This is a genomic window from Methylobacterium sp. Leaf99, from assembly GCF_001422375.1.
Classification (GTDB): domain Bacteria; phylum Pseudomonadota; class Alphaproteobacteria; order Rhizobiales; family Beijerinckiaceae; genus Methylobacterium.
In genome coordinates this window covers 1-21,181 of sequence record NZ_LMMU01000001.1, presented here as the reverse complement: position 1 = coordinate 21,181, position 21,181 = coordinate 1, and the positions used below count along the sequence as shown (strand labels likewise).

The 21,181-nt window shown below is 68.9% G+C and carries 23 protein-coding genes; 12 read left to right on the top strand and 11 right to left on the bottom strand.

Annotated features, from left to right (window positions below; translation table 11 throughout):
* Positions 1-4 precede the first annotated feature (4 nt).
* A complete protein-coding gene (locus ASF28_RS00115) occupies positions 5-985 on the bottom strand; it encodes an alpha/beta fold hydrolase (RefSeq protein WP_056085993.1) in 981 nt (326 codons plus the stop codon).
* A 209-nt stretch (positions 986-1,194) separates the two neighbouring features.
* On the opposite strand from ASF28_RS00115, the gene ASF28_RS00110 reads away from it, so the two are divergent.
* A complete protein-coding gene (locus ASF28_RS00110) occupies positions 1,195-1,668 on the top strand; it encodes an Hsp20 family protein (RefSeq protein ID WP_056085991.1) in 474 nt (157 codons plus the stop codon).
* Positions 1,669-1,745: 77 nt separating this feature from the next.
* Here ASF28_RS00110 and ASF28_RS00105 read toward each other — a convergent pair whose 3' ends face one another.
* Together ASF28_RS00105 and ASF28_RS00100 are read right to left on the bottom strand one after the other, a co-directional pair.
* A complete protein-coding gene (locus ASF28_RS00105) occupies positions 1,746-2,045 on the bottom strand; it encodes a hypothetical protein (RefSeq protein WP_056085989.1) in 300 nt (99 codons plus the stop codon).
* Between the two features lie 95 nt (positions 2,046-2,140).
* The gene (locus tag ASF28_RS00100; protein WP_056085987.1) at positions 2,141-2,587 is read right to left on the bottom strand and encodes a hypothetical protein; all 447 of its coding nucleotides are present in this window, start codon (positions 2,585-2,587) and stop codon (positions 2,141-2,143) included.
* Positions 2,588-2,826: 239 nt separating this feature from the next.
* On the opposite strand from ASF28_RS00100, the gene ASF28_RS00095 reads away from it, so the two are divergent.
* The 3 genes from ASF28_RS00095 (at position 2,827) to hemC (ending at position 5,092) form a co-directional block, all read left to right on the top strand.
* On the top strand, positions 2,827-3,693 hold the full coding sequence (locus ASF28_RS00095; protein WP_056090956.1) for a Kdo hydroxylase family protein: 867 nt from the start codon (positions 2,827-2,829) through the stop codon (positions 3,691-3,693).
* 29 nt (positions 3,694-3,722) lie between these two features.
* Positions 3,723-4,022, top strand: coding sequence for an antibiotic biosynthesis monooxygenase family protein (locus ASF28_RS00090; RefSeq protein WP_056085985.1), 300 nt, complete (start codon positions 3,723-3,725; stop codon positions 4,020-4,022).
* A gap of 146 nt (positions 4,023-4,168) precedes the next feature.
* A complete protein-coding gene (gene hemC, locus ASF28_RS00085) occupies positions 4,169-5,092 on the top strand; it encodes a hydroxymethylbilane synthase (protein ID WP_056085983.1) in 924 nt (307 codons plus the stop codon).
* Positions 5,093-5,095: 3 nt separating this feature from the next.
* Here hemC and ASF28_RS00080 read toward each other — a convergent pair whose 3' ends face one another.
* Positions 5,096-6,145 carry a GSCFA domain-containing protein gene (locus ASF28_RS00080; protein ID WP_056085982.1) on the bottom strand — a complete coding sequence of 350 codons (1,050 nt, stop codon included), beginning with the start codon at positions 6,143-6,145 and terminating at the stop codon, positions 5,096-5,098.
* A gap of 178 nt (positions 6,146-6,323) precedes the next feature.
* Here ASF28_RS00080 and ASF28_RS00075 point away from each other — a divergent pair, with 178 nt between their 5' ends.
* Positions 6,324-7,217 (top strand): WcbI family polysaccharide biosynthesis putative acetyltransferase, encoded by an 894-nt coding sequence (locus ASF28_RS00075; RefSeq protein ID WP_056085980.1) that lies wholly within the window; start codon positions 6,324-6,326, stop codon positions 7,215-7,217.
* 6 nt (positions 7,218-7,223) lie between these two features.
* Here the strand turns inward: ASF28_RS00075 and ASF28_RS00070 are convergent, their stop codons facing one another.
* The gene (locus tag ASF28_RS00070; RefSeq protein WP_056085978.1) at positions 7,224-7,610 is read right to left on the bottom strand and encodes a response regulator; all 387 of its coding nucleotides are present in this window, start codon (positions 7,608-7,610) and stop codon (positions 7,224-7,226) included.
* 78 nt (positions 7,611-7,688) lie between these two features.
* Here ASF28_RS00070 and ASF28_RS23110 point away from each other — a divergent pair, with 78 nt between their 5' ends.
* From ASF28_RS23110 to glmM, 6 genes are all read left to right on the top strand, one after another.
* On the top strand, positions 7,689-8,102 hold the full coding sequence (locus ASF28_RS23110; protein ID WP_244474850.1) for an Hpt domain-containing protein: 414 nt from the start codon (positions 7,689-7,691) through the stop codon (positions 8,100-8,102).
* A 296-nt stretch (positions 8,103-8,398) separates the two neighbouring features.
* Entirely contained in the window at positions 8,399-8,923 is a 525-nt protein-coding gene (gene pal / locus ASF28_RS00060) for a peptidoglycan-associated lipoprotein Pal (protein WP_056085974.1), read from the top strand.
* Positions 8,924-9,058: 135 nt separating this feature from the next.
* Positions 9,059-9,985: a tol-pal system protein YbgF gene (gene ybgF, locus ASF28_RS00055; RefSeq protein ID WP_056090953.1), complete on the top strand. Its 927-nt coding sequence runs from the start codon at positions 9,059-9,061 to the stop codon at positions 9,983-9,985.
* Complete coding sequence (gene tilS / locus ASF28_RS00050) at positions 9,982-11,085, top strand: tRNA lysidine(34) synthetase TilS (RefSeq protein WP_244474849.1); 1,104 nt, start codon at positions 9,982-9,984, stop codon at positions 11,083-11,085. The genes ybgF and tilS overlap by 4 nt, the downstream gene beginning before the upstream one ends.
* A 50-nt stretch (positions 11,086-11,135) precedes the next feature.
* Positions 11,136-13,058, top strand: a complete 1,923-nt coding sequence (ftsH, locus tag ASF28_RS00045) for an ATP-dependent zinc metalloprotease FtsH (RefSeq protein WP_056085972.1) — start codon at positions 11,136-11,138, stop codon at positions 13,056-13,058.
* Positions 13,059-13,313: 255 nt separating this feature from the next.
* On the top strand, positions 13,314-14,657 hold the full coding sequence (gene glmM, locus ASF28_RS00040; protein ID WP_056085970.1) for a phosphoglucosamine mutase: 1,344 nt from the start codon (positions 13,314-13,316) through the stop codon (positions 14,655-14,657).
* A gap of 221 nt (positions 14,658-14,878) precedes the next feature.
* Here glmM and moaD read toward each other — a convergent pair whose 3' ends face one another.
* The 4 genes from moaD to ASF28_RS00020 all read right to left on the bottom strand — a co-directional run bounded on the left by moaD (position 14,879) and on the right by ASF28_RS00020 (position 18,668).
* Positions 14,879-15,130, bottom strand: a complete 252-nt coding sequence (gene moaD / locus ASF28_RS00035) for a molybdopterin converting factor subunit 1 (RefSeq protein ID WP_056085969.1) — start codon at positions 15,128-15,130, stop codon at positions 14,879-14,881.
* Between the two features lie 10 nt (positions 15,131-15,140).
* Positions 15,141-15,740, bottom strand: coding sequence for a CDP-diacylglycerol--glycerol-3-phosphate 3-phosphatidyltransferase (pgsA, locus tag ASF28_RS00030; protein WP_056085967.1), 600 nt, complete (start codon positions 15,738-15,740; stop codon positions 15,141-15,143).
* 84 nt (positions 15,741-15,824) lie between these two features.
* Positions 15,825-17,891 carry an excinuclease ABC subunit UvrC gene (gene uvrC, locus ASF28_RS00025; protein WP_056085965.1) on the bottom strand — a complete coding sequence of 689 codons (2,067 nt, stop codon included), beginning with the start codon at positions 17,889-17,891 and terminating at the stop codon, positions 15,825-15,827.
* Between the two features lie 42 nt (positions 17,892-17,933).
* Positions 17,934-18,668, bottom strand: a complete 735-nt coding sequence (locus ASF28_RS00020; protein WP_056085963.1) for a protein phosphatase CheZ — start codon at positions 18,666-18,668, stop codon at positions 17,934-17,936.
* A 241-nt stretch (positions 18,669-18,909) separates the two neighbouring features.
* Here ASF28_RS00020 and ASF28_RS00015 point away from each other — a divergent pair, with 241 nt between their 5' ends.
* A complete protein-coding gene (locus ASF28_RS00015; protein WP_056085961.1) occupies positions 18,910-19,692 on the top strand; it encodes a L,D-transpeptidase in 783 nt (260 codons plus the stop codon).
* Between the two features lie 89 nt (positions 19,693-19,781).
* Here ASF28_RS00015 and ASF28_RS00010 read toward each other — a convergent pair whose 3' ends face one another.
* Positions 19,782-20,495 (bottom strand): DUF2076 domain-containing protein, encoded by a 714-nt coding sequence (locus tag ASF28_RS00010; protein ID WP_056085959.1) that lies wholly within the window; start codon positions 20,493-20,495, stop codon positions 19,782-19,784.
* Between the two features lie 224 nt (positions 20,496-20,719).
* Positions 20,720-21,181 (bottom strand): outer membrane protein (locus ASF28_RS00005; RefSeq protein ID WP_443189703.1); only part of this gene is annotated, 462 nt, incomplete at its 5' end.

Sequence of the window (21,181 nt, the reverse complement as noted above, 5' to 3'; positions counted from 1 at the left end):
GAAATCAACCTTTGGCATCCGCTTCCGCCGGGATCGCTTCGGCGACGTTGCCGGGTACGAAGGCGTCGAAGGCCGCCCAGAAATCCTCGCGGATGGCGTCGCGCTCCGATAGAATCTCGTGCCGGGCACCGGGCAGCACGAGAATGTGCGCGCCGCGCACCAAGCGTGCGAACCGCTCCGTCGCCCGCGTCTCGCAGACCGGGTCGGCACCTGCCGCGACGATGAGGCTCGGGATGGCGATGGTGGCGGCCACCCGCCTGTCGCGCAGGCGCGCCATGGCGCGGAACGCCCCGGCGAGCCACGCGATGGTGGGGTCCCCCACCGCACCCGCCCCGACGGCGCGCGCGGCCTCGGCGTTGCGAGCGTAACGCACCGGGTCCGTCGACAGCCGGTTTCCCGAAAACGGCTTGGTGGCGATGGAGGTCGCCTTGCCGAACGGAATGTACCGGCGTCCGAAGCCGAAGCGGTGAAGGAAGCGGGACAGCACCGAGGCACCGGCGGGCCAGCGCACCATGCGGATGGCGAGCATCGGCGCCACGGTGACGATGCGCCCGAACGGCAGCCAGCCCTCGTGGGCACCGGTGAAGGCGACGGCGCCCCCCATGGAATGGGCGAGGCACACGTGGGGCCGCGGCATCAGCGGCCTGAGGACCGCCTCAGCGACGGCCTCGAGATCGCGACGATAATCATCGAAGCGGGCGACATGGCCCTTGTGGGCGTCGGCGACCTGACGCTGCGATTCACCCTGGCCGCGCCAGTCGAACGCCACGACGGCGAAGCCCCGCCCACGCAGATCACCGATCGTCTCGTAGTACTTCTCGATGAACTCGGCCCGGCCCTGGAGCAGGCAGACGGTGCCTTTCACGAGGCGTGTCGTGGGACGCCAATGCGCCACACGCAGTTCGAGGCCGTCGCCGGTACGGACCGCCTTGAGCGCGCCACCGGGTGGGACCGGATTGTCCGGCGTCGAGCGCAACGTCAGCATCGACCAATCCTCATGGGGTCCCGTCTCCTCCCGGCAGTCTCACGTACGACGAAAATTCGAAAAATCCCGTTCGATCCGGCGATCCAGGCTCTTGTGGGGACAAAGGCCGGCGCCAATATCATGGTGGCACCGGCCATTACGGCGGTGCGACCGGTCCGGCCCTTGGGCGGACCAGACTTCAGCATGTTGCTTCTTATGGAGAATATGTCATGCGTCAGTTCGATCTTGCACCCCTTTACCGTTCCACCGTCGGGTTCGACCGCCTGTTCTCGGCCCTCGACCAGTACGTCGCTGCCGATCCGGCTCCGACCTACCCGCCCTACAACATCGAACGCACCGGCGAGAACGCTTACCGGATCACCGTGGCGGTCGCCGGATTCACCGAGGCCGACCTATCCATCGAGGTCAAGGAAAACGCGCTGACCCTCAAGGGTGAGCGGACGCCCGACGCGAACAATCCGGTGACGTTCCTGCATCAGGGCATCGCCGCCCGCGCCTTCGAGCGGCGCTTCCAGCTCGCCGACTATGTCCAGGTGACGGGCGCAGCGCTGGAAAACGGACTCCTTCACATCGATCTCGTCCGCGAGATCCCGGAGGCGAAGAAGCCGCGCCACATCCAGATCGCGACCGGACGGGGTTCGGCCGCGCCGGCCATCGAGGGTAAGGTCAAACAGGCCGCCTAAGTCCGCCATCGACACCGCTTGAATGAGCGCCCCGGCCGTTTCGCCGGGGCGCTTTGGCGTGGGGATCATCCCCGCTGTCAGGATTCGTCGTCGAAGCGGTCGCCACGGCCCGGCTCCTTGCAGCGATAGCCGACGAAGCAGCGCGGCGTGTCGCGCGCGGGCACGAAGGCCGGAATCGTGACCTCGGTGATCTCGCAGAAGCCGCGATCGCGCACGAAGCGGTCGTAGGTCGCGCCGCCAGTCCCCAGCACCACGCCACCCTGGCGAGAGACGGTGTCTTTCGCCTGCGCGCAACTCATGTCCGTGGTGGATGCCCGCTGTGCCTCGGCGGGGCCGATCACGCCAAAACAGATCAGGGCGAGGAGAAAGCGGGTCATGCGGTCCGTCCCGTTCGCCGCGCACAACGGAGCGCGGCCACGGAGAGAACGCCCCGCGGTGATCCGCGATCCCGGGACGCGCCGTCGCGTACGGTCTACAAGTCGCCGAAGATGAGTTGGCCCTGCGGACTCGGCCGCCGCGCCGGCGTCCCGGTCCGGGGCGCGGGTTTGGCCGCGCGCCGGACCGGTGGGCGCTTGGCCGACGGCTCCGCCCGCAGGCGCGCCTTGGCGCGATCGCGGGCGATGGCTTCCGGGGCGTTGGGATCGTCGTCGAGCCACTTGCCGCGCTTGATCACCTCGTTGACCCGGCCCTGGTTGACGCCGACCTTGAAGGCGATCTCCTGCTGGGTCATGCCCGTGGAGGCATGGAGATCGAGGATCGCGCGGGCGAGTTCGGGCGTCATCTTCTGTCCGGTGAGGCGCCGGGCCGGCTTGACGGTGCGGGTGGCGCGGTCGCGCTCGCGCAGGCGTTCCAAGAGGGCCAGCGCCATGAGCATCCCGTGCTCGCGGAGCGACTCCTCGAATTCCTTCAACGTTGCCATGCTTGGCATCCTTGCCGGCGCCGGCATCCATGCTCGGAACCGGGACCGTCGTACAAACGTGCCGCACGCCTTGGAGTTGCGCGCGACGGGAACGGGATGGTTGGGCCCGCAGCCCCGGTCTGACAACCGGCCCGGCCCGTCATCCACCGGTATTCACGCGAGTCATGGCTCGCTTGGTTCCGGGGGCAACCTTCGGATAAACGGCATGTCCGCCCGCTGAAACCAGGATGCTTCGCGCGATGATCAGTCCGATCGTTTCCGTCTCCCGCGAGGGGCCGCCCCCCGGCGTGCCCTCGCTGGTCGATGCCCTGGAGGGTGGGGCGGTCCTGATGTTTCCCGACCTCGATTTTCCGTTCAGCGCATTCGAGGAACGCTTCGTCGAGCGGCCCTTCGCCGACGGCAAGGCCAAGAACGTCAACATCCGGGGGTTGAACGCCGAACTGCGGGGGGCGGCCGGCACACCGGAGGAACGGGAGGCGCTTCGCCAGCTCCTCATTCGCTATCGCGCCTTCGCGGAAGGGCTGATCGCCCGGCATCTGCCAGCCTATGTCGGGAAGGTTTCGTTGGCGGGGACTTCCTACCGGCCGTTCGAAGTCGATCAGCGCAAGCTGAGCTGGCGGCGCGACGACACCCGCCTGCACGTCGATGCCTTCCCGTCGAACCCCATCGGCGAGAAGCGCATTCTTCGGATTTTCCGCAACATCAACCCGGAGGGCCAGCCGCGCCTGTGGCGGGTGGGCGAGGACTTCGCCTCCATGGCGGAAAAGTTCGTTCCGACGCTGCCCGGCTACTCGCCGCTCTCGGCGCGCCTCCTTGCGGCCCTGAAAATCACCAAGGCCCGGCGCTCCGAATACGACCACCTGATGCTGCATCTGCACGACGCCCTGAAGCGGGACATGGATTACCAGACCGACGCCCCCCAGGCCGAGGTCCGCTTCACCCCCGGCCAGACCTGGGTGACGTTCTCGGACCTCGTGATGCACGGCGCCATGGGCGGCCGCTACATGCTGGAGCAGACCGCCTATCTCAGGGTCGCCGACCAGGCCGACCCCGAGCGCAGCCCTCAGCGCATCCTGGCCCGCACCCTCGGCCGGCCCCTGCGCTGACGTTTTCTCAACCCGGACAAGGACCCGCCATGATCCTCGAAATCGCCCAGATCGACATCAAGCCCGGCTCGGAATCCGACTTCGAGGCCGGCATCGCCAAGGCTTCGGAAATCTTCCGGGCCGCCAAGGGCTGCCGGAGCTTCGCCGTCCGCCGCTCCATCGAGAAGCCGCAGCGCTACCGCCTGCTCATCGAGTGGGACACCCTGGAGGCCCACACCAAGGACTTCACCGGGTCTCAGCCCTGGCAGGATTACCGGGCCATGGTCTCTCCATTCTTCGAAGCTCCGCCGAGCGTCGAGCATACGGAACTGGCGCTCAAGGCGTTCTAACGATCCGAGCCGCGGCTCGGTGTTGCGGATGCAACCCCGTTGTTCCATGCCGGCCCGCGCACGGCGCGGGTTCGGATGCCCGGTGACAGGGACACGCGGACTGCGTACCACGGTGTCCGGAAATCCACTTCGAGCGATCCTCGCCCATGCTTCAGCGCCCCCTCCGCATCGGCACCCGCGGCAGCCCGATGGCGCTCGCTCAGACCGGGATGGTGCGTGACCGGATCGTCGCCGCCAATCCCAGGCTCACGACCGAGATCGTGGTGGTCAACACCGTGGCCGACCGCATCCTCGACCGGCCGCTTTCGGAGATCGGCGGCAAGGGTCTATTCACCAAGGAACTCGAACAGGCGCTGTTCGCCGACGTGGTCGATGTCGCCGTCCATTCCATGAAGGATGTGGAGACCTGGCTGCCCGAAGGCCTCGTCATCGCCTGCATCCTCGAACGCGACGATCCGCGCGACGCGTTCCTGTCGCCCCGTGCCGCCGGCTTCGCCGACCTTCCCGCGGGCTCCCGCGTCGGCACCTCGTCGCTTCGCCGGGCCGCGCAGGTGCTCATGCGCCGCCCGGATCTGCGCATCGTCCCCTTACGCGGCAACGCCAACACCCGAATGCGCAAGCTGGAGGAGGGGACCTGCGACGCCACCCTCCTGGCGCTCTGCGGCCTGGAGCGCCTCGGCATGGCCGAGATGGCCCGCAGCGTGCTGGCCGTCGACGAGATGCTGCCGGCGGTGGCGCAAGGCGCCCTCGGTATCGAGTGCCGCGAAGAGGATGCCGACGTGCGGGCCCTGCTCGCCCCCCTGGTCAGCCCACGGGCGACGGCCGAACTCGCCGCCGAGCGCGGCTTGCTCGCGGAACTCGACGGCTCGTGCCGTACGCCCATCGCGGCCCTCGCCCGCATCGACGGCGACACCCTGTCCCTCGACGGCCTGCTATTCCTGCCGGACGGCAGCGCCCATTGGGCGGTCCAGCGCTCCGGCTCAGTCTCCGATGCCGCCCGCATCGGCGCCGAGGCCGGCGCGGAGCTGAAGCGCGCGGCGGGCGACACCTACTTCAAGCATCTCCAATAGCCGTCAGATCAGACTGCGCTCGATGGCCTCCTCGTCGCAGACGACACCGGCCGCGCGGGCATATTCGAGGCCGAGCGGGTGGGGCACCCGCGTGACGGGCGCCGCATCGGTGAACGCCCCGAGGAACACCCGCATGACGTGGGCGACGGCCTCGGGCGTCACCGAGCGCAGATCGTCGGCGTAGTAGCGACCGGCATTGGCCGTGCTGGTGACGATCTCGTAGGCGGGGAAATACACCGCGCGTGGCTCGGCCTCGACCACCTCCTCGGCCGCCACCCGCAGGGCCGCCTTGCTGTAGGCGTTGGAAACCAGGACGTGCCGATCCGCGTAGGACGCGATGAGCGGCACCGGCGACACCGTGAGGATCACGCGCGCCTTCGCGTTCACGGAGAACAGTCGGTCGAGGAAAGCGAGCAGGTCGTCGCGCACGCCTCCGGCGCGCGCGTTGACGAAGGCGTAGCGGTCCAGATCGAAGCCGTCGCCGATCACCCCCGGCGCCACGGGCAGGGCCGCCCCATCGGCTCGGTGCTCCCAGCCCTCCGTGAGCCCGAGGGTGAACACGAACACGTCGAGCTCTTCGAACATCTTTCGGACCGCCGCGAGGTGGGTTTCACGCGACGCGAGCAAGGCGGCCTCGTCCGAGAATCCCTCGGGCTCGATGGCCGGACGGAACGGATCGACGAGGCGACCGTCCGGCCGGGTCCAGACCGCGAGGTCCGGCACGTAGGTGCCGTAGGCCCGGTCGAACAGCTGGAGCAGTTGGCGCGCGGTGTAGACGTTGCCGTAGCGGGCGCAATAGGTGCCGTACTGGCGCGCCTCCGCCGCCCCCGGTGACAGGCCGGCGGGCGCCGCCTCGGCGAGGTAGCGGCCGAACCCGGCCTCCGTCAGGGCGCGCGCGACGTGCTGGGCGAAGCAGCTCCCGGCGGTGGCAACGCGCGCGCCCGGCGGAATGAGAAAGGCGCCGCTCGGCCCCGGCGCCAGGGCGAACGGGGGCACGCCGGCCACGACCTTGCGCCAGAATCGCTCGGCCGGTAGATCGGCGTAAGGGTTCATCACCACGGCGGCACCTCTCATCCGATCGCTCACAGGCTGGCCGCACCGGGCCTTCGCACGGGTCGAAACCCTCGCGCGATCCGTCTCATCACCGGGTTCTTGGTCGCCATCCTGGGCGGGACCGTGGCGCCGGTCGTCTGCCGAGGCGGACCCGAAGCGCAACGGCCCCCGCATTGCCGTGCTGGGCAATTGTCAGGCCGACGGCATCGCGCGCGCCCTCGCCCTGCTTCTGCCCGACGCCCGGGTCACCCTGGTGCCCCTGGCGACCCTGCGCCGCGACCACGCCACCCTGGCGCGCCTGCATCACCACCTCGCCCCGTTCGACCACGTCTTCTCCCAGTTCTTCCCCGAAGGCTTCATCGCGGGCGGCAACGTCCACGCCCTGGCGCGGAACGACGGGCGGGTGCGCCTGTACCCGACGATCCTGTTTCCCGCCTTCCACCCCGACATGGTCCATGTCGGCGATGTCAGTGCACTCTCGGCCGCCCGCCTCGTGCACTCACCCATGGGACCTTACCATTCGGCCATCGCGCTCTGCGCTTATCTCGAAGGCCGCACGGTGGACGAGACCCTTGCCCTGTTCCGGGACGACGTGTTCGCGCGCCTCGGCTACTACGACGCCTGGATCGACGCGAGCGCCTACCTCCTCGGCAGCGCCCGCGACATCGATTTCCCCCTCGACGCGGAGCTGCCGCGCTGGGCGCGCCGAGGCTGCTTCATGCACGTCCTCAACCACCCGAAGTTCTTCGTGCTCGCCGACCTCGCCCGGCGCCTCGCGCGGGAAGCGGGCCTGGCGCCGCTGGACCTGGCGGCGGAGGATTACCTCGCCGACGATCTCGTGGCGGATGCCGTCTGGCCGCTCTACCCTGAGATCGCGCAGCGCTATGGGCTGGCCGGGACCATCCATTTCAAGCCGAAGGAGCGGGACGGCGCGGCGCCCGTCCTCCTCGACCGCGAAGCCTACATCGCCGGCAGTTTCACGGCCTACGCCCGGCATCCGGTGGAGTCCCTCGCCTGTCCGCGCGTGGCGGCCTGGCGTGGGGACCCGGCGGTGCGGGCAATGTTCTCCTGAGATCGGTCAGCCGGTGGCGTGCGAACCCTTCGCGGCGGCGATGCCGCGGGCGAGTTCGGCGATGGGCTGCATTCGGAACGGCTTGGCGACGAACAGGCTGTCGCTGACGGCCCGCCCCCGGGGATGCGTGCCGCTGGAAGCGTAGACCACGGGCCGGCCGGGATGCAGGGCCCGGAACGCGTCGGCGACACTCCAACCGTCGACGAAGCCGGGCAGGTTGATGTCCGTGAACAACCAGTCGATGGCGCCCCCCGCCTCGCGAATGGTCGTGAGGGCCGCCTCGCCGCTGGAGGCGGCGGTCACGGACGATCCGCCCTGCTCGCAGACGCGGGTGAGCATGTCGAGGAGCAGGTAGTTATCCTCGACGATCAGAACCCGGCAGCGGGAATCCATCACATCTCCCAACACTTTGCACGGACGCGTGTATCCTGTAATGGTTAAGCCTGCATCAACGTCAGCGACGGTTCGCTCGTGCCGATATTCGCGCCATCCCTCCATGAGATCCCGACCCTCGCCGACCCGTTCGACACAGATGTCGTCTCGCGATGCGCCGGTGGAGTGCCGGTCTACGATCCGGCGACTCTCGCCGAACTCGAAGGCGTGTTCGGTCACGCGCGGCTGATGGACCTTCTGGCTCACCTCAAGCTCGAGATCTCGCAGCGGCTCGGCTGGCCCGAAACCGAGCGTCTGGCCCTGCGGCACGATGCGCACACCCTGTTGTCGGTCAGCGGGTCCCTCGGCTTCTTCGATCTGTCACGGCGCTGCCTGGAGATGGAGCAGGCCTGCCTCCTCGGCGCCGATCTGGTGGCTCCCCTGAACGCGGCCCGGGCAGCGGCCGAGGGGGCGATCGCGGCCATCTGCGACATGGAAGCCCTGGCGGCCTGACGGAGTACGCGCCGCAGAGAGTCGGACCGTTGCCTCGATGCGACAGGGTGGACCGGAAAGTCGGGTTCGGTCCCGCCGGTCCCCATGCCGCCATCTTGTCGGAGGAAGTTCGTCGCATCGACGACACGGTGCGGGGGCACACGGCGTCTGCCACGAATCGGTGGTGGAAACGCACCGTCAAGGTTGACGGAACCTTCGCTTAACCTGACCGGCTTAGACAGACGAGCCTGAAGACGCCGTGCGAGCCACCCTTCGGGACGCACCGGCCGCAGGCACCGTCCGAGGAGAACAGGACCATGACCACGATCGCGCGCTCCCGCGTGTTCAGCCTCGCGGCGGCGCTCTGCGCCGCCCTCAGCGTCGCAGCCTGCAGCAACGACAAGGATCTCGCCGACGCCTCCGGCTTCGGCGCCGGCGCGGGCGGCGCCTACGGGGCCGGGGCGGGCACGCCCGGCAGCGCCCAGGACTTCGTGGTCAACATCGGCGACCGGGTGTTCTTCGAATCCGACTCGACGGATCTGACGTCCACGGCCACGGCGACCCTCGACAAGCAGGCGAGCTGGCTCCAGCGCTATCCGCGCTACACCTTCCTCATCGAGGGGCATGCCGACGAGCGCGGCACCCGCGAGTACAACTTCTCCCTCGGTGCCCGCCGCGCTCAGGCGGTGAACGACTACCTCGCTTCGCGCGGTATCGCCTCCGGTCGCATCCGTACCGTCTCCTACGGCAAGGAACGGCCCGTGGCCGTGTGTAACGACATCTCGTGCTGGTCCCAGAACCGCCGCGCCGTCACAGTCCTCGACCGGGGCGCCGGCTCCTGATCCGCCGGCCGGGTCCGGCACGACGGCCGGGCCCACTGGACGAGCCTTCCTTTTGCCGCGATGCGGGACACCTGTTATGGGGCGGAAGGCCGCTGTGGCGGCCTTCGCGGGATACGTTCACCGGTGCCGATCGCCATGCTCCGTCGCCTCCTCCTGACAAGCTGTCTCACCCTCCTGGCTCTGTCTCCGGCGACCGCCCAGGACGGGTCCGATTTCGTCGTGCGGCTGAACCGGATCGAGAATCAGTCGCGCCAGCAGGCGGGGCAGATCGAGACGCTCCAGTACGAGAATCGTCAGCTCAAGGAGCAGCTGCGCAAGTTCCAGGAGGATGTCGAGTTCCGCCTGCAGGAGGCCAAGGGCGGCCGCGGCGCGGCCTCCCCAAGCGGCGCGCCGCAGAAACCGGCCAAGCGCAGTGACGCCTTCGATCCTGAGCAAAATCCCGGCCGGCCGGGCGCGCCGATGCAGCTCGGCGCCACGACTCCGACCGCACCGGTGGCCGAGCCCCCCCGTGCCCGCACTGTGCCGCCGACGGTGGTCGAGGCCGACGACGAAGAGCCGGGCCTGTCGGCTCCCGGCTTCGGCGGCCCCGTCGATCTGACGCCGCCGTCGCGGGTACCGACCACGGGCGCCATCGCGCAGCCGGCCCGCCCCGGAATCGCGGCCACCGCCACGGGCGACGCCCGGGCCGACTACGAATCGGCCTACGCCTACATCCTCCAGCGCCAGTACGAGCAGGCCGAGATGGGCCTGCGCCAGTTCATTCAGTCCCATCCGCGCGACGGGCTCGTGCCGGCGGCGACCTACTGGCTCGGCGAGAGCTACCTTCAGCGCAATCGCAACCGGGAGGCGGCCGAGCAGTTCCTGAAGGTCTCCACCGACTACGCCCGTTCGCCCCAGGCGCCGGATGCGATGCTGAAGCTCGGCACCTCCCTCAACGCGCTGGGCGCCCGCGAGCAGGCCTGCGCGACGCTCGCCGAACTCGAGCGCAAGTTCCCCGGCGCCGCTCCCTCCGTGCGCCAGGGCGTGACCCGCGAACAGAAACGCGCCCGCTGCGCGGCGTGACCGTAACGGCGTTCGACCCCGCCGCCATCGAGGCGGAACTCGCTCCCTTCGTCGCCCCTACGATCCCGCATGGCGGCGTGCTCCTCGCCGTCTCGGGCGGCCCCGATTCGACGGCTCTGATGCGGGCCGCCCTCCGGGCCGGACCGACGGTCTCCCTCCACGTCGCCACCGTGGATCACGGGTTGCGGGCCGCCTCGGCCTCGGAGGCCGAGGGCGTCGCGGCGATGGCCCGGAACCTCGGCCTGCCGCACCGCACCCTCGTCTGGACCGGTCCGAAGCCCACCAACGGCCTTCAGGCGGCGGCTCGCTCGGCCCGGTACGGGCTGCTGGGCGATCACGCGAACGATCTCGGGGTCGGGTGGGTGCTGACCGGGCACACCCGCGACGATCAGGCCGAAACCGTCCTCATGCGGCTCCTGGCCGGGAGCGGCCCGGCGGGTCTCGCCGGCATGCGGGCCGTGCGCCTCCTCGTCGGCGCGGTCCGTCTCGGGCGGCCGTTCCTCCACCGACCGAAGGCCGACCTCGTCGCCTATTGCGCGGCGCATGGACTTGTCCCCGTCCAGGATGAATCGAACGCCGATCCGCGCTTCACCCGGGCTCGGCTGCGTCGCCTCCTGCCGGACCTCGCCCGCGAGGGCTTGAGCGACACGCGTCTGACGCGTCTCGCCGCACGCTGTGCCCGCGACGACGAAGCCCTGACGCAGACCGCGCGCACCGCCTATCTGGCGGCGCGCCGTCCGGCCGACGGTCCCAGCCTAGTCCGCCTCGACGCGTCGAGCCTGGCCGCCCTGCCGGACGCCATCCTGATCCGTGTCCTCATCCAGGCCCTCGCAGAGGCCGGGGCGGGGCGGCCGCGCCTGGAGCGGATCGAATCCCTTGTGCTCGAAGCCCTGCGCCCCGCCCTCCGGGATCGGACACCCCTGCGCCGGACCCTGGCGGGGATGCTGGTTTCCCTGACGCGGGTCAGGGGGCTCACCCTCGCGGCCGCGCCCGCACGGACCGATCGCGATGGGGCTGGGGACGGCCTTGCCGCAGGCGCACGCGATTTACTTGGCAAGGGAGACGGGGCTGCCTACATTGGCCTGGAGTGTCCGGACTGATAACCGCCCATTCGCGCCGCGGGCCCGGATGCCCCCCCAGGGATTGATCGATGAACCCGAACTTCCGCAATTTCGCCTTGTGGGTCGTCATCTTCCTGCTCGTGCTCGCCCTCGTGACCCTGTTCCAGAATCCGGGACATCGCGGCGGCGGCGCCGAGATCGCCTACAGCCAACTCCTGAACGATGCCGATGCGGGCAAGATTCAGACGGTGGTGATCTCCGGGCAGGACGTGAGCGGCACCTATGTCGGCGGCGGCAACTTCTCGTCCTATGCGCCGAACGATCCCGGTCTGGTCTCCAAGCTCCAGAGCAAGGGCGTCCAGATCACCGCGCGTCCGCCCTCGGACAACACGCCGTGGTTCATCCAGCTCCTCGTCAGCTGGCTGCCGATCCTCGTGTTCATCGGCGCCTGGATTTTCCTCAGCCGGCAGATGCAGTCCGGTGCCGGGCGCGCCATGGGCTTCGGCAAGTCGAAGGCCAAGCTCCTCACCGAGGCTTCGGGCCGGGTGAGCTTCGACGACGTGGCCGGTGTCGAGGAAGCCAAGGAAGATCTTCAGGAGATCGTCGAGTTCCTGCGCGACCCGCAGAAGTTCCAGCGACTCGGCGGCCGCATTCCGCGCGGCGTGCTCCTCGTCGGCCCCCCCGGCACGGGTAAGACCCTCATCGCCCGGGCCGTGGCCGGTGAGGCCAACGTGCCGTTCTTCACCATTTCCGGTTCGGACTTCGTCGAGATGTTCGTCGGCGTCGGCGCCAGCCGCGTCCGTGACATGTTCGAGCAGGCGAAGAAGAACGCCCCCTGCATCATCTTCATCGACGAAATCGACGCCGTGGGTCGCCATCGCGGCGCCGGCCTCGGCGGCGGCAACGACGAGCGCGAGCAGACCCTCAACCAGCTCCTCGTCGAGATGGACGGGTTCGAAGCCAACGAGGGCGTGATCATCATCGCGGCCACCAACCGGCCCGACGTGCTCGATCCCGCCCTGCTGCGTCCGGGTCGGTTCGACCGCCAGATCATGGTGCCGAACCCCGATGTCGTCGGTCGCGAGCGCATCCTGCGCGTCCACGTCCGCAAGGTGCCCCTGGCGCCGGACGTCGACCTCAAGGTCATTGCGCGCGGCACCCCGGGCTTCTCGGGCGCCGATCTCATGAACCTGGTGAACGAATCCGCCCTGCTCGCCGCTCGTCGTGGAAAACGCATCGTCACGATGCACGAGTTCGAGGACGCCAAGGACAAGGTGATGATGGGGGCCGAGCGCCGCACCCTGGTCATGACCGAGGACGAGAAGCGGCTGACTGCCTATCACGAGGGCGGCCACGCCATCGTCGCCTTCAACGTGCCGGCTACCGATCCCGTCCATAAGGCGACGATCATCCCGCGCGGCCGGGCCCTTGGCATGGTCATGCAGCTGCCCGAGCGCGACAAGCTGTCGATGTCCTTCGAGCAGATGACTTCGCGCCTGGCCATCATGATGGGCGGCCGCATCGCCGAGGAAATGACGTTTGGCGCCGACAAGGTGACCTCCGGCGCCCAGTCCGACATCGAGCAGGCGACCCGCCTCGCCCGCATGATGGTGACCCGCTGGGGCTTCAGCCCCGAGCTCGGTACCGTCGCCTACGGCGAGAACAACGACGAGGTGTTCCTGGGCATGTCCATGGGCCGTCAGCAGACGGTGTCGGAGGCCACCGCCCAGAAGATCGATGCCGAGGTCCGCCGCCTCGTGGAGACCGGTCTGCAGGAGGCGCGCCGCATCCTCGGCGAGCACAAGGACGACCTCGAAGCCCTGGCGCAAGGGCTGCTCGAGTACGAGACTCTGTCGGGGGACGAAATCCGCAATCTCATCGCCGGCAGGCCGCCGGTGCGGGATTCCGGTGATGGTCCTTCGAATACGGTGCGCGGCTCCTCGGTCCCGTCCGCCGGGCGCGGGCGCCCGCGCGAGACCGATGGCGGCCTGGAGCCGCAGCCCCAGGCCTGATCCTCCATCGAACCGAGGCGACGATTCCGTGAGCCCGCCCCCCGGCGGGCTCACGCATATCCGGGGGCCGTTCACCGCATCGGAGTCTCCCACCGCCGCGGATCGGGCCGCCCGTCTTTCTCAACCGGTCCTTCAGGCTCGACGCATCAAGCTCAGCGGACCGACGTTCAGGAGGGCGGCTTGGTGGGACGGACCGGGACCGCCCCATATCCGACAAGCGCCATCGCAGCCAACAAAAGACGGATCGCGAAAACCATGTCGCGCAAGTATTTCGGAACCGACGGCATCCGGGGCCGCGCCAACGGCGTCATCACGCCGGAACTCGCCCTGAAGGTCGGGCAGGCGGCCGGCATCATCTTCCAGCGCGGCGACCACCGCCACCGTGTGGTCATCGGCAAGGACACCCGCCTGTCCGGCTACATGATCGAGACCGCCCTGATTGCGGGCTTCACCTCCGTCGGCATGGACGTGCTCCAGCTCGGGCCGATGCCGACGCCGGCGGTGGCGATGCTGACCCGCTCCATGCGCGCCGATATCGGGGTGATGATCTCGGCCTCGCACAACCCGTTCGAGGACAACGGCATCAAGCTGTTCGGGCCCGATGGGTTCAAGCTCAGCGACGAGGTCGAGCGCGAGATCGAGGCCCTCATCGACGGCGAGCTGCACAAGCGCCTGTCCGGCTCGCGCGACCTCGGCCGGGCCAAGCGCATCGAGAGCGTGCATGCCCGCTACATCGAGTTCGCCAAGCGTTCGCTCCCGCGCAACGTCACCCTCGACGGCCTGCGCATCGTGGTCGATTGCGCCAACGGCGCGGCCTACCGCGTCGCGCCCGAAACCCTGTGGGAACTCGGCGCCGAGGTGATCGGCATCGGCGTCGAGCCGGACGGCTTCAACATCAACCAGGACGTCGGTTCGACGGCACCGGCGGCCCTCGCCGCCAAGGTCCGCGAGTTGCGGGCCGACATCGGCATCGCCCTCGACGGCGACGCCGACCGCGTCCTCATCGTCGACGAGAAGGGCCAGTCCGTCGACGGCGACCAACTCATGGCCGTCGTCGCCCGCTCATGGCAGGAGGACGACCGCCTGACCCAGCCGGGGCTGGTGGCGACGATCATGTCCAACCTCGGCCTCGAGCGCTATCTCGGCGGCATCGGCTTGTCCCTGGCGCGCACGGCGGTGGGCGATCGCTACGTCCTCGAGCACATGCGCGAGCACGGCTACAACCTCGGCGGCGAGCAATCGGGCCACATCATCATGTCGGACTACGCCACCACCGGCGACGGCCTCGTCGCCGCCCTCCAGCTCCTCAGCGTGGTCAAGCGCTCGGACCGGCCCGTGAGCGAGGTCTGCCACTGCTTCGACCCGTTGCCGCAGATCCTGCGCAACGTCCGCTACCGCGCGGGCGAGCCCCTTCGGGCGGACGCCGTCATCACCGCCATCGCCCAGGCCCGCGAGCGCCTCGGCAACACCGGACGCCTCGTGATCCGCGCATCGGGCACCGAACCGGTGATCCGCGTGATGGCCGAGGGCGACGACCGCACCCTGGTATCGGATGTCGTCGACACGGTGGTGGACGCCGTGGCGAAGGCCGCCGCCTGATCGGCTACGGATCGTCTTCGGCGACCCGATGGTTTTCGGTGCCGCACGGGACGCCCTGTTTCCTCTGGCTCGGCGCTCGCCGATGACGTTGGCGCTCCCATCCCGACATGTCAGAACTGGGTCGCGGCGAGGGGGGGGCGACCGGGGCGCCTGCGTTCCGTCTGCCGACTGATGAACCCCGGTTCGGACAGGAGAAGCCCCCGAGCGGCGAGCGGACAGTCTCAGCCGCCGGTCATCGGTGGGAAGAACGCGATTTCCGAGGCACCGGCCAGGGGCGCAGTCGATTTCGCGTGGATGCGGTCGATGGCCACCCGCACCACACCGTCGCCCTCGAACGCGTAGGCGTATTCCTCGCCCCGGCCGCGCAGCCACCGGAGGAGATCCGCGACGGTGTCGAGGCCCGCGGGCAGATCCACCACCTCCTCGGCCTTGCCGATGCGCTCGCGCACCCAGGCGAAATAGACGAGCTTCATGGCGAGCCTCTCAGCGTGGGTCGTCGATGACGTGCTTGATCCCCGCCCGCATGTAGTCCCACCCGGTGTAGAGCGTCAGGGCTGCGGCGATCCACAGCAGGTAGGTTCCGGTCTGGATCGTACCCGGCAGGATCGTCTCGCCGGCGGGACCCGCCACGAGGAAACCGATGGCGATGAGTTGCAGGGTGGTCTTCCACTTGGCGACACGGCTCACCGGCACGCCGACTTTCAGCTCCGCCAGATACTCGCGCAGGCCCGAGACCAGGATCTCCCGGCACAGGATCACGATGGCCGCCCACAGGGTCCAACCGTGGATGGTGGTGTCGGCGGCGAGCATGAGGAGGCAGGCGGCCACCAATAGCTTGTCGGCGATGGGGTCGAGCATCCGCCCCAGGGCCGAGCTCTGGTCGTAGGTTCGCGCCACGTAGCCGTCGAGGTAGTCGGTGATGGCGGCCAGGATGTAGACGCCGAGGGCTGCGAAGCGGGCGGTGTTCTCCACCGGCCAGTACAGCAGGGCGACGACGACGGGCACCGCCACGAGCCGCCCGTAGGTCAGACAGTTCGCGAGCGTCCAGGCCGGTGAACGGCGACGGGTTGGGGTCGGCTCCATCGGCGCGGTGAAACCATGGGGTGGGGTGGGGGTCAACCGCTATGCCTCTCTCATGAGGGGACGGCCCGCTCAGGCCTGGATGTATCAGGATTGGGCGTGGAAGAAGTCGTAAACGGCGCGCGCCGTGGCCGCGTTGACGCCGGGCGTCTTCGCCAAATCCTCGAAAGCCGCCCGCTGGATCGCCTTCACGGTGCCGAAATGGTGCAGGAGCGCGCGCTTGCGCGTCGGACCGATGCCGGCAATCTCGTCGAGGGGGTTCTTGATCATTTCGCGCTTGCGCTTGGCCCGGTGGGTGCCGATGGCGAAGCGGTGGGCCTCGTCGCGCAGGCGCTGGACGAAGTACAGGGTCGGGTCGCGGGGCGGCAGCTTGAACGGCGGGCGCCCCGGCACGAAGAAGGTCTCGCGCCCGGCATCGCGGTCGCGCCCCTTGGCGATGCCGACGAGGGCGACGTCGGTGACGCCCATCTCTTCCAGGGCCGTGCGCGCGGCGTCCAGCTGCCCCTTGCCGCCGTCGATGAGAACGAGGTCGGGCCAGACCGGCATGGTCTCGGAATCGACCTCGGGCATGGCAACCTCGGCCGGCTCCGCATCGGCGATGGCCGCCTGGATGGGATTGCGCGGATTCTCCTTCACCAGCCGCTTGAACCGGCGCTGCAGCACCTCGCGCATCATCCCATAATCGTCGCCCGGGGTCAGCTCTTCGGACTTGATGTTGAAGGTGCGGTAATGGGTCTTGGCGAAGCCCGTCGGCCCGGCGACGATCATGCCGCCGACCGCGTTCGTGCCCATGATGTGCGAGTTGTCGTAGACCTCGATCCGGCGCGGCGCCGCCGCCAGCCCGAACGACTGCCCGAGGGCCACCAGCAGCTTGCCCTGCGAGGCGGTGTCGGCGAGGCGCCGGCCCAAAGCCTCCTTGGCGTTGCGCTGGGCGTACTCGACGAGGTTCTTGCGCTCGCCGCGCTGGGGCAGGTGGATGTCGACCCGGTAGTCAGTGCGGCTCGACAGGGCGGCGGCGAGGAGCTCGGCGTCCTCGATGACGTGGGACACGAGGACGAGGCGCGGGGCCGGCTTGTCGTCGTAGAACTGGCCCATGAACGAGGCCAGCACCTCGTCGGCCGTCATGCTGCGGTCGGCCTTCGGAAAGTAGGCGCGGTTGCCCCAGTTCTGGAAGTTGCGGAAGAAGAACACCTCGATGCAGAACTGCCCGGCCTGCTCGTCGAGGGCGAACACGTCGGCCTCCTCGACGCCTTGCGTGTTGACCCCTTGCGTCCCCTGGATCGCCGACAGCGCGGAGATCCGGTCGCGAAACCGCGCCGCGCGCTCGAACTCCATCAGTTCGGAGGCCGCCTGCATCTCCTCCCGCATGCGGTCCTTCACGGCGTTGGACTTGCCGGCGAGGAACGCCTTCGCGTTGTCGGCCAGCGCCTGATACTCGGGCAGGGCGATCTCGCCCGTGCACGGGCCGGCGCAGCGCTTGATCTGGTAGAGCAGGCACGGCCGGGTGCGGTTCTCGTAGTAGCTGTCCGTGCAGGTCCGCAGCAGGAACGCGCGCTGGAGGGCGTTGACCGTGCGGTTGACCGCCCAGACGTTGGCGAACGGCCCGTAATAGCTGCCCTTGCGCCGGCGGGCGCCGCGATGCTTGACGATCTGCGGCGCCTCAGAATCGGCCGTGACCAGGATGTAGGGGAACGACTTGTCATCCCGCATCAGCACGTTGAAGCGCGGCTTCAACTGCTTGATGAGGTTGGCCTCGAGCAGCAGCGCCTCGGTCTCGGTGGCGGTGGTGACGAACTCCATCGCCGCGGTCTGCGAGATCATCCGGGCGATGCGATTGGAATGCGCCTGGCCGCGGGCGTAGGAGCCGACGCGGGCCTTCAGGTTCTTCGCCTTGCCGACGTAGAGCACGTCGCCCTTGGCATCGAACATCCGGTAGACGCCCGGCCCCGACGGCAGGGTGGACCAGAACCGGCGGATGATCTCCGTCCCGGCCTTCACCGCGCCCTCCTCGAAATCGAAATCGATTTCGGGGGATTCGTCGGTCTGTGAGAGTTCGGTGGCGTCGTCCGCCTCGTCCCCCTCGTCGAGATCCTCCGGCGGCACGTCCGAGAGGCTCTTGTGTTTCGCGGTCTCGCGGTTGTTCTCGCGGCTCATGGGGCTGATCTAAGCCGCCCGGATTCGCGAGGGAAGGGGCGATCAGTCGAACAGGGCGTCGATGTCGCCCTGATCGACGTGACCGTCGTCGCCGGCGAGCTTCGGCCCGTTGAGGAGCGAGCTCTCGTCCTCGATGTCGATCTTGCCGCCGTTGACGCCGAGAAGTTCGCTGAACGTGTCGAGGCCGCCCCAGGCGTCGATCATCCGGTCGAGGTGCTCCTCGATGAATTTCAACACGCCGACGATCTTGTTGATGCGCTGGCCGGTGAGATCCTGGAAATTGCAGGCCTCGAAGGCGATGACCACGCGCTCGAGGATGGCGTCGATGTTCTCGCGGCCCGCCATGGTGGTGGTCATGGCGCGCAGCATGCTGGCGTTGGTCTCGATCTCCTCGATGGCGCCCAGGATGGTGCTCGTGGCCTGCTCGGTGGAGTCGACAACGGCGTCGAGTTCCCCAGCCACCCGGCGCATGCCCTTGCCGGTGTTCTCGGAGCGGTAGAGCGTGGCGATCTCCTGCTTGGTGCGGGTGATCGCATCCTTCATGATGTCGAGCTCGGAGCGCATGGCGAAGGCTTCGCTCAGCTCGCGCCGGCAAGCCTCCACGGTCTCCACGGTGCTGGTCTGAGTGACGCGCCGCAGGTCCTGGATTGCCGACAGGATTTCTTCGAGGCGGGTGTTGTTCAGGGTCACGGCCTCGGAGGGCACGGCCGCCTCCGGAACCGTTACGCTCGCGGCGATGCCGAGGCTGTCTTCGATGCGGTAACGTTTCGTGGTCATCGGTGAGATCAAGCCCGCCAGAGGTCAGCGCTGAGACCATCGGCCAAACTGGTTGCCATTTCTTGAATGGCGCAACGATCGGGCAACCTTTACCGCGCGTTCACGCTGAATCCTCGTAGCCTCCGTCTCACCCCGTTTTCGTGAAGGATTCACCACGTTCCTTCACCGGACACGGACCCTCCGCCCATGATCCTCGACCGGACGAGACCCCAACGGGTCGCAGGTGTCGGCAGGAGGGATCATGCGGTTCGAATGGTGGGTGGCCGTATCCGGCCTGGCGATGGTGCTGGGCGGCGGGGCCGCACAGGCGCAGGCGGGTCCGGGCGGCTACGGCGGCGGGTTCATCGAGTTCCTGATGAGCGAGGCTCCCCCGTCGGGTCCGGTGCGGACGACTGGCCGGACCGAGGGCGCCATCCCGCGCCGCCTCTCGTCGGGTGATCGCCTCCCCGAGGCAATGCCGCAGGCCCCCGCCGATGTCGCGCCCGCACGCATGCGCCTCGCAGCCCTGCCGCAGGCGGACGAGCGGGACCCGATCGCAGCCCATGCGAGGTCAGGAGCGGAGACCATCGCCCGCACGCCCGACCCACGCTTCGCGCGCCAGGTCGTGGACTACGACGGCGGCCGGCAGCCGGGCACCATCGTGGTCGATACGCCGACGAAGTTTCTCTACCTCGTCCAGCCCGGCGGCAAGGCGATCCGTTACGGCATCGGCGTCGGGCGGCCGGGCTTCGCCTGGTCGGGCCTGAAATCCATCAGCCAGAAGCGCGAATGGCCGGATTGGACCCCGCCGTCGGAGATGATCCGGCGACGTCCCGACCTGCCGCGCCACATGGCCGGCGGCCCCGGCAACCCGCTCGGAGCGCGCGCCCTCTATCTCGGCTCGTCGCTCTATCGCATCCACGGCACCAACGAGCCGCACACCATCGGCCAGTCGGTCTCGTCGGGCTGCATCCGAATGATGAACGAGGACGTCATCGACCTCTACGAACGTACCCCGGTGGGCACCCGCGTCGAAGTGCTCTGAAACGAGGAAGGACCGGTTCCGCGGGGCGCGGAGCCGGTCCTTCGAATTCCCTTCGACCCGGCCGCCCGAGGACGGCCGGGTTTTGGGGATCACACCCAATCGTCGTCGCCGCCGCCGCCGAGGTCGCCGCCGAAATCATCGCCCGCGTCGCCGCCGAAGGATGCTTCCTGGAAGTCGTTGCCGCCGCCGAGCGCCGAGCCGAGGTCGGAATCGCCGCCTGCCGCCGCACCCGCTGCGGGCAGTCCCGCCGCAGCCGAGCTCCCGAGGGACGAATGACCGCCCGCGAACGCGTTTGACAAGGCGCTGCCGAGCAGCATGCCGCCTGCCGCGCCCGCCGCCATCGGCAGCGCGGTCGCCATGAAGCCGCCGCCACGCGCCGGTGCCTGCTGCTGACCACTCCAGGGCCCGCCCTGCTGGGGACCGCCATAGCCGGGCTGCTGGCCGTAACCAGGCTGCTGCTGACCGTATCCCGGCTGCGGCTGGCCCTGGTTGCCCCAGGCCTGACCCGCCGGACGCTGCGGCTCCTGACGCTGCGATCCGCCACCGAAGATGCTCGACAGGAAGCCGCCACCGCCCTGAGGCTGCTGCTGGCCCGCCTGTTTGGCCTGCTCGAGCTGCTGGTTCAGGCTCTTGATCGCCTCTTCCTGCACGTAGATGAGCTGCGCCATCGCGTAGGGCGCGTAGGGCTGGGCGCGCAGCTTCTCGGCAATGAAGCGCTCGGCTTCCAAATCGCGGGGCTGGCTCGCGGCCTGCTCCAGGCGCTGGAAAATGCCGCCGATGACGTCGCGTTCTTCGCTGTTCATGGAGTCGTCCTCCTGGGCAAGCCGGCGGCGTCGTCACCGCCCTGGCGGTTCACAGATGGGGGATGCCATCGGCTTTTGTCAGGGGCTCAACGCAAACTCCGCCGTTCCGGATGCAACGATTCGTTTCGGGCCATGGCCGGAACGCGAAAAAGCCCGGCCTTTCGGCCGGGCTCTTCGTTGGTTCGTGGAGCCGGTGGCGCCCGGCGAGGGGCGCCGGTCGGGTCCTAGTACGAGCCGAACTTGTAGTTCAGGCCGGCGCGGACGACGGCGAACTCGGTGTCGCGGACCTGACGGCCACCGCTGGCCAGGACGACGCCCGGGCTGTTGGTGAAGATGGTCGCGCCGGCGTTGTTGACGGCGAAGGCGCCGGCGTTGCGGTTGTTCTGGTCGAGCTTCACGTACAGGCCTTCGACCTTGAACGTCACGGCCGAGGACTTGAAGAAGTTGAAGAACGAGTCCGTGGGSAGCGCGTACTCGATACCGCCGCCGGCGGCCCAGCCGGTCTGGAAGCTGTCGCGGCTGCCGCTGTTCAGGCCGAACTCGCGACCACCGCCCGAACCGTAGGCGAAGCCRCCGGTGCCGTACACGAGGGTGCGGTCGAAGGCGTAGCCGAGGCGGCCGCGCACGGTGCCGAAGTAGTCGAGGCTCGACACGCCGGCCGGGTTGAACACCTGCTGGGCGGCCAG

Coding starts and splice junctions, on each gene's coding strand:
- ASF28_RS00070 (WP_056085978.1), bottom strand. CDS start 7,610: ATGGATTCCCGCTGCCGGGTTCTGATCGTCGAGGATAACTACCTGCTC.
- glmM (WP_056085970.1), top strand. CDS start 13,314: ATGTCGCGCAAGTATTTCGGAACCGACGGCATCCGGGGCCGCGCCAAC.
- uvrC (WP_056085965.1), bottom strand. CDS start 17,891: ATGAGCCGCGAGAACAACCGCGAGACCGCGAAACACAAGAGCCTCTCG.
- ASF28_RS00115 (WP_056085993.1), bottom strand. CDS start 985: ATGCTGACGTTGCGCTCGACGCCGGACAATCCGGTCCCACCCGGTGGC.
- ASF28_RS00090 (WP_056085985.1), top strand. CDS start 3,723: ATGATCCTCGAAATCGCCCAGATCGACATCAAGCCCGGCTCGGAATCC.
- ASF28_RS00015 (WP_056085961.1), top strand. CDS start 18,910: ATGCGGTTCGAATGGTGGGTGGCCGTATCCGGCCTGGCGATGGTGCTG.
- ASF28_RS00110 (WP_056085991.1), top strand. CDS start 1,195: ATGCGTCAGTTCGATCTTGCACCCCTTTACCGTTCCACCGTCGGGTTC.
- ASF28_RS00100 (WP_056085987.1), bottom strand. CDS start 2,587: ATGGCAACGTTGAAGGAATTCGAGGAGTCGCTCCGCGAGCACGGGATG.
- pgsA (WP_056085967.1), bottom strand. CDS start 15,740: ATGGAGCCGACCCCAACCCGTCGCCGTTCACCGGCCTGGACGCTCGCG.
- pal (WP_056085974.1), top strand. CDS start 8,399: ATGACCACGATCGCGCGCTCCCGCGTGTTCAGCCTCGCGGCGGCGCTC.
- moaD (WP_056085969.1), bottom strand. CDS start 15,130: ATGAAGCTCGTCTATTTCGCCTGGGTGCGCGAGCGCATCGGCAAGGCC.
- ASF28_RS00010 (WP_056085959.1), bottom strand. CDS start 20,495: ATGAACAGCGAAGAACGCGACGTCATCGGCGGCATTTTCCAGCGCCTG.
- ftsH (WP_056085972.1), top strand. CDS start 11,136: ATGAACCCGAACTTCCGCAATTTCGCCTTGTGGGTCGTCATCTTCCTG.
- ASF28_RS00105 (WP_056085989.1), bottom strand. CDS start 2,045: ATGACCCGCTTTCTCCTCGCCCTGATCTGTTTTGGCGTGATCGGCCCC.
- ASF28_RS00020 (WP_056085963.1), bottom strand. CDS start 18,668: ATGACCACGAAACGTTACCGCATCGAAGACAGCCTCGGCATCGCCGCG.
- ASF28_RS00080 (WP_056085982.1), bottom strand. CDS start 6,145: ATGAACCCTTACGCCGATCTACCGGCCGAGCGATTCTGGCGCAAGGTC.
- hemC (WP_056085983.1), top strand. CDS start 4,169: ATGCTTCAGCGCCCCCTCCGCATCGGCACCCGCGGCAGCCCGATGGCG.
- ASF28_RS00095 (WP_056090956.1), top strand. CDS start 2,827: ATGATCAGTCCGATCGTTTCCGTCTCCCGCGAGGGGCCGCCCCCCGGC.
- ybgF (WP_056090953.1), top strand. CDS start 9,059: ATGCTCCGTCGCCTCCTCCTGACAAGCTGTCTCACCCTCCTGGCTCTG.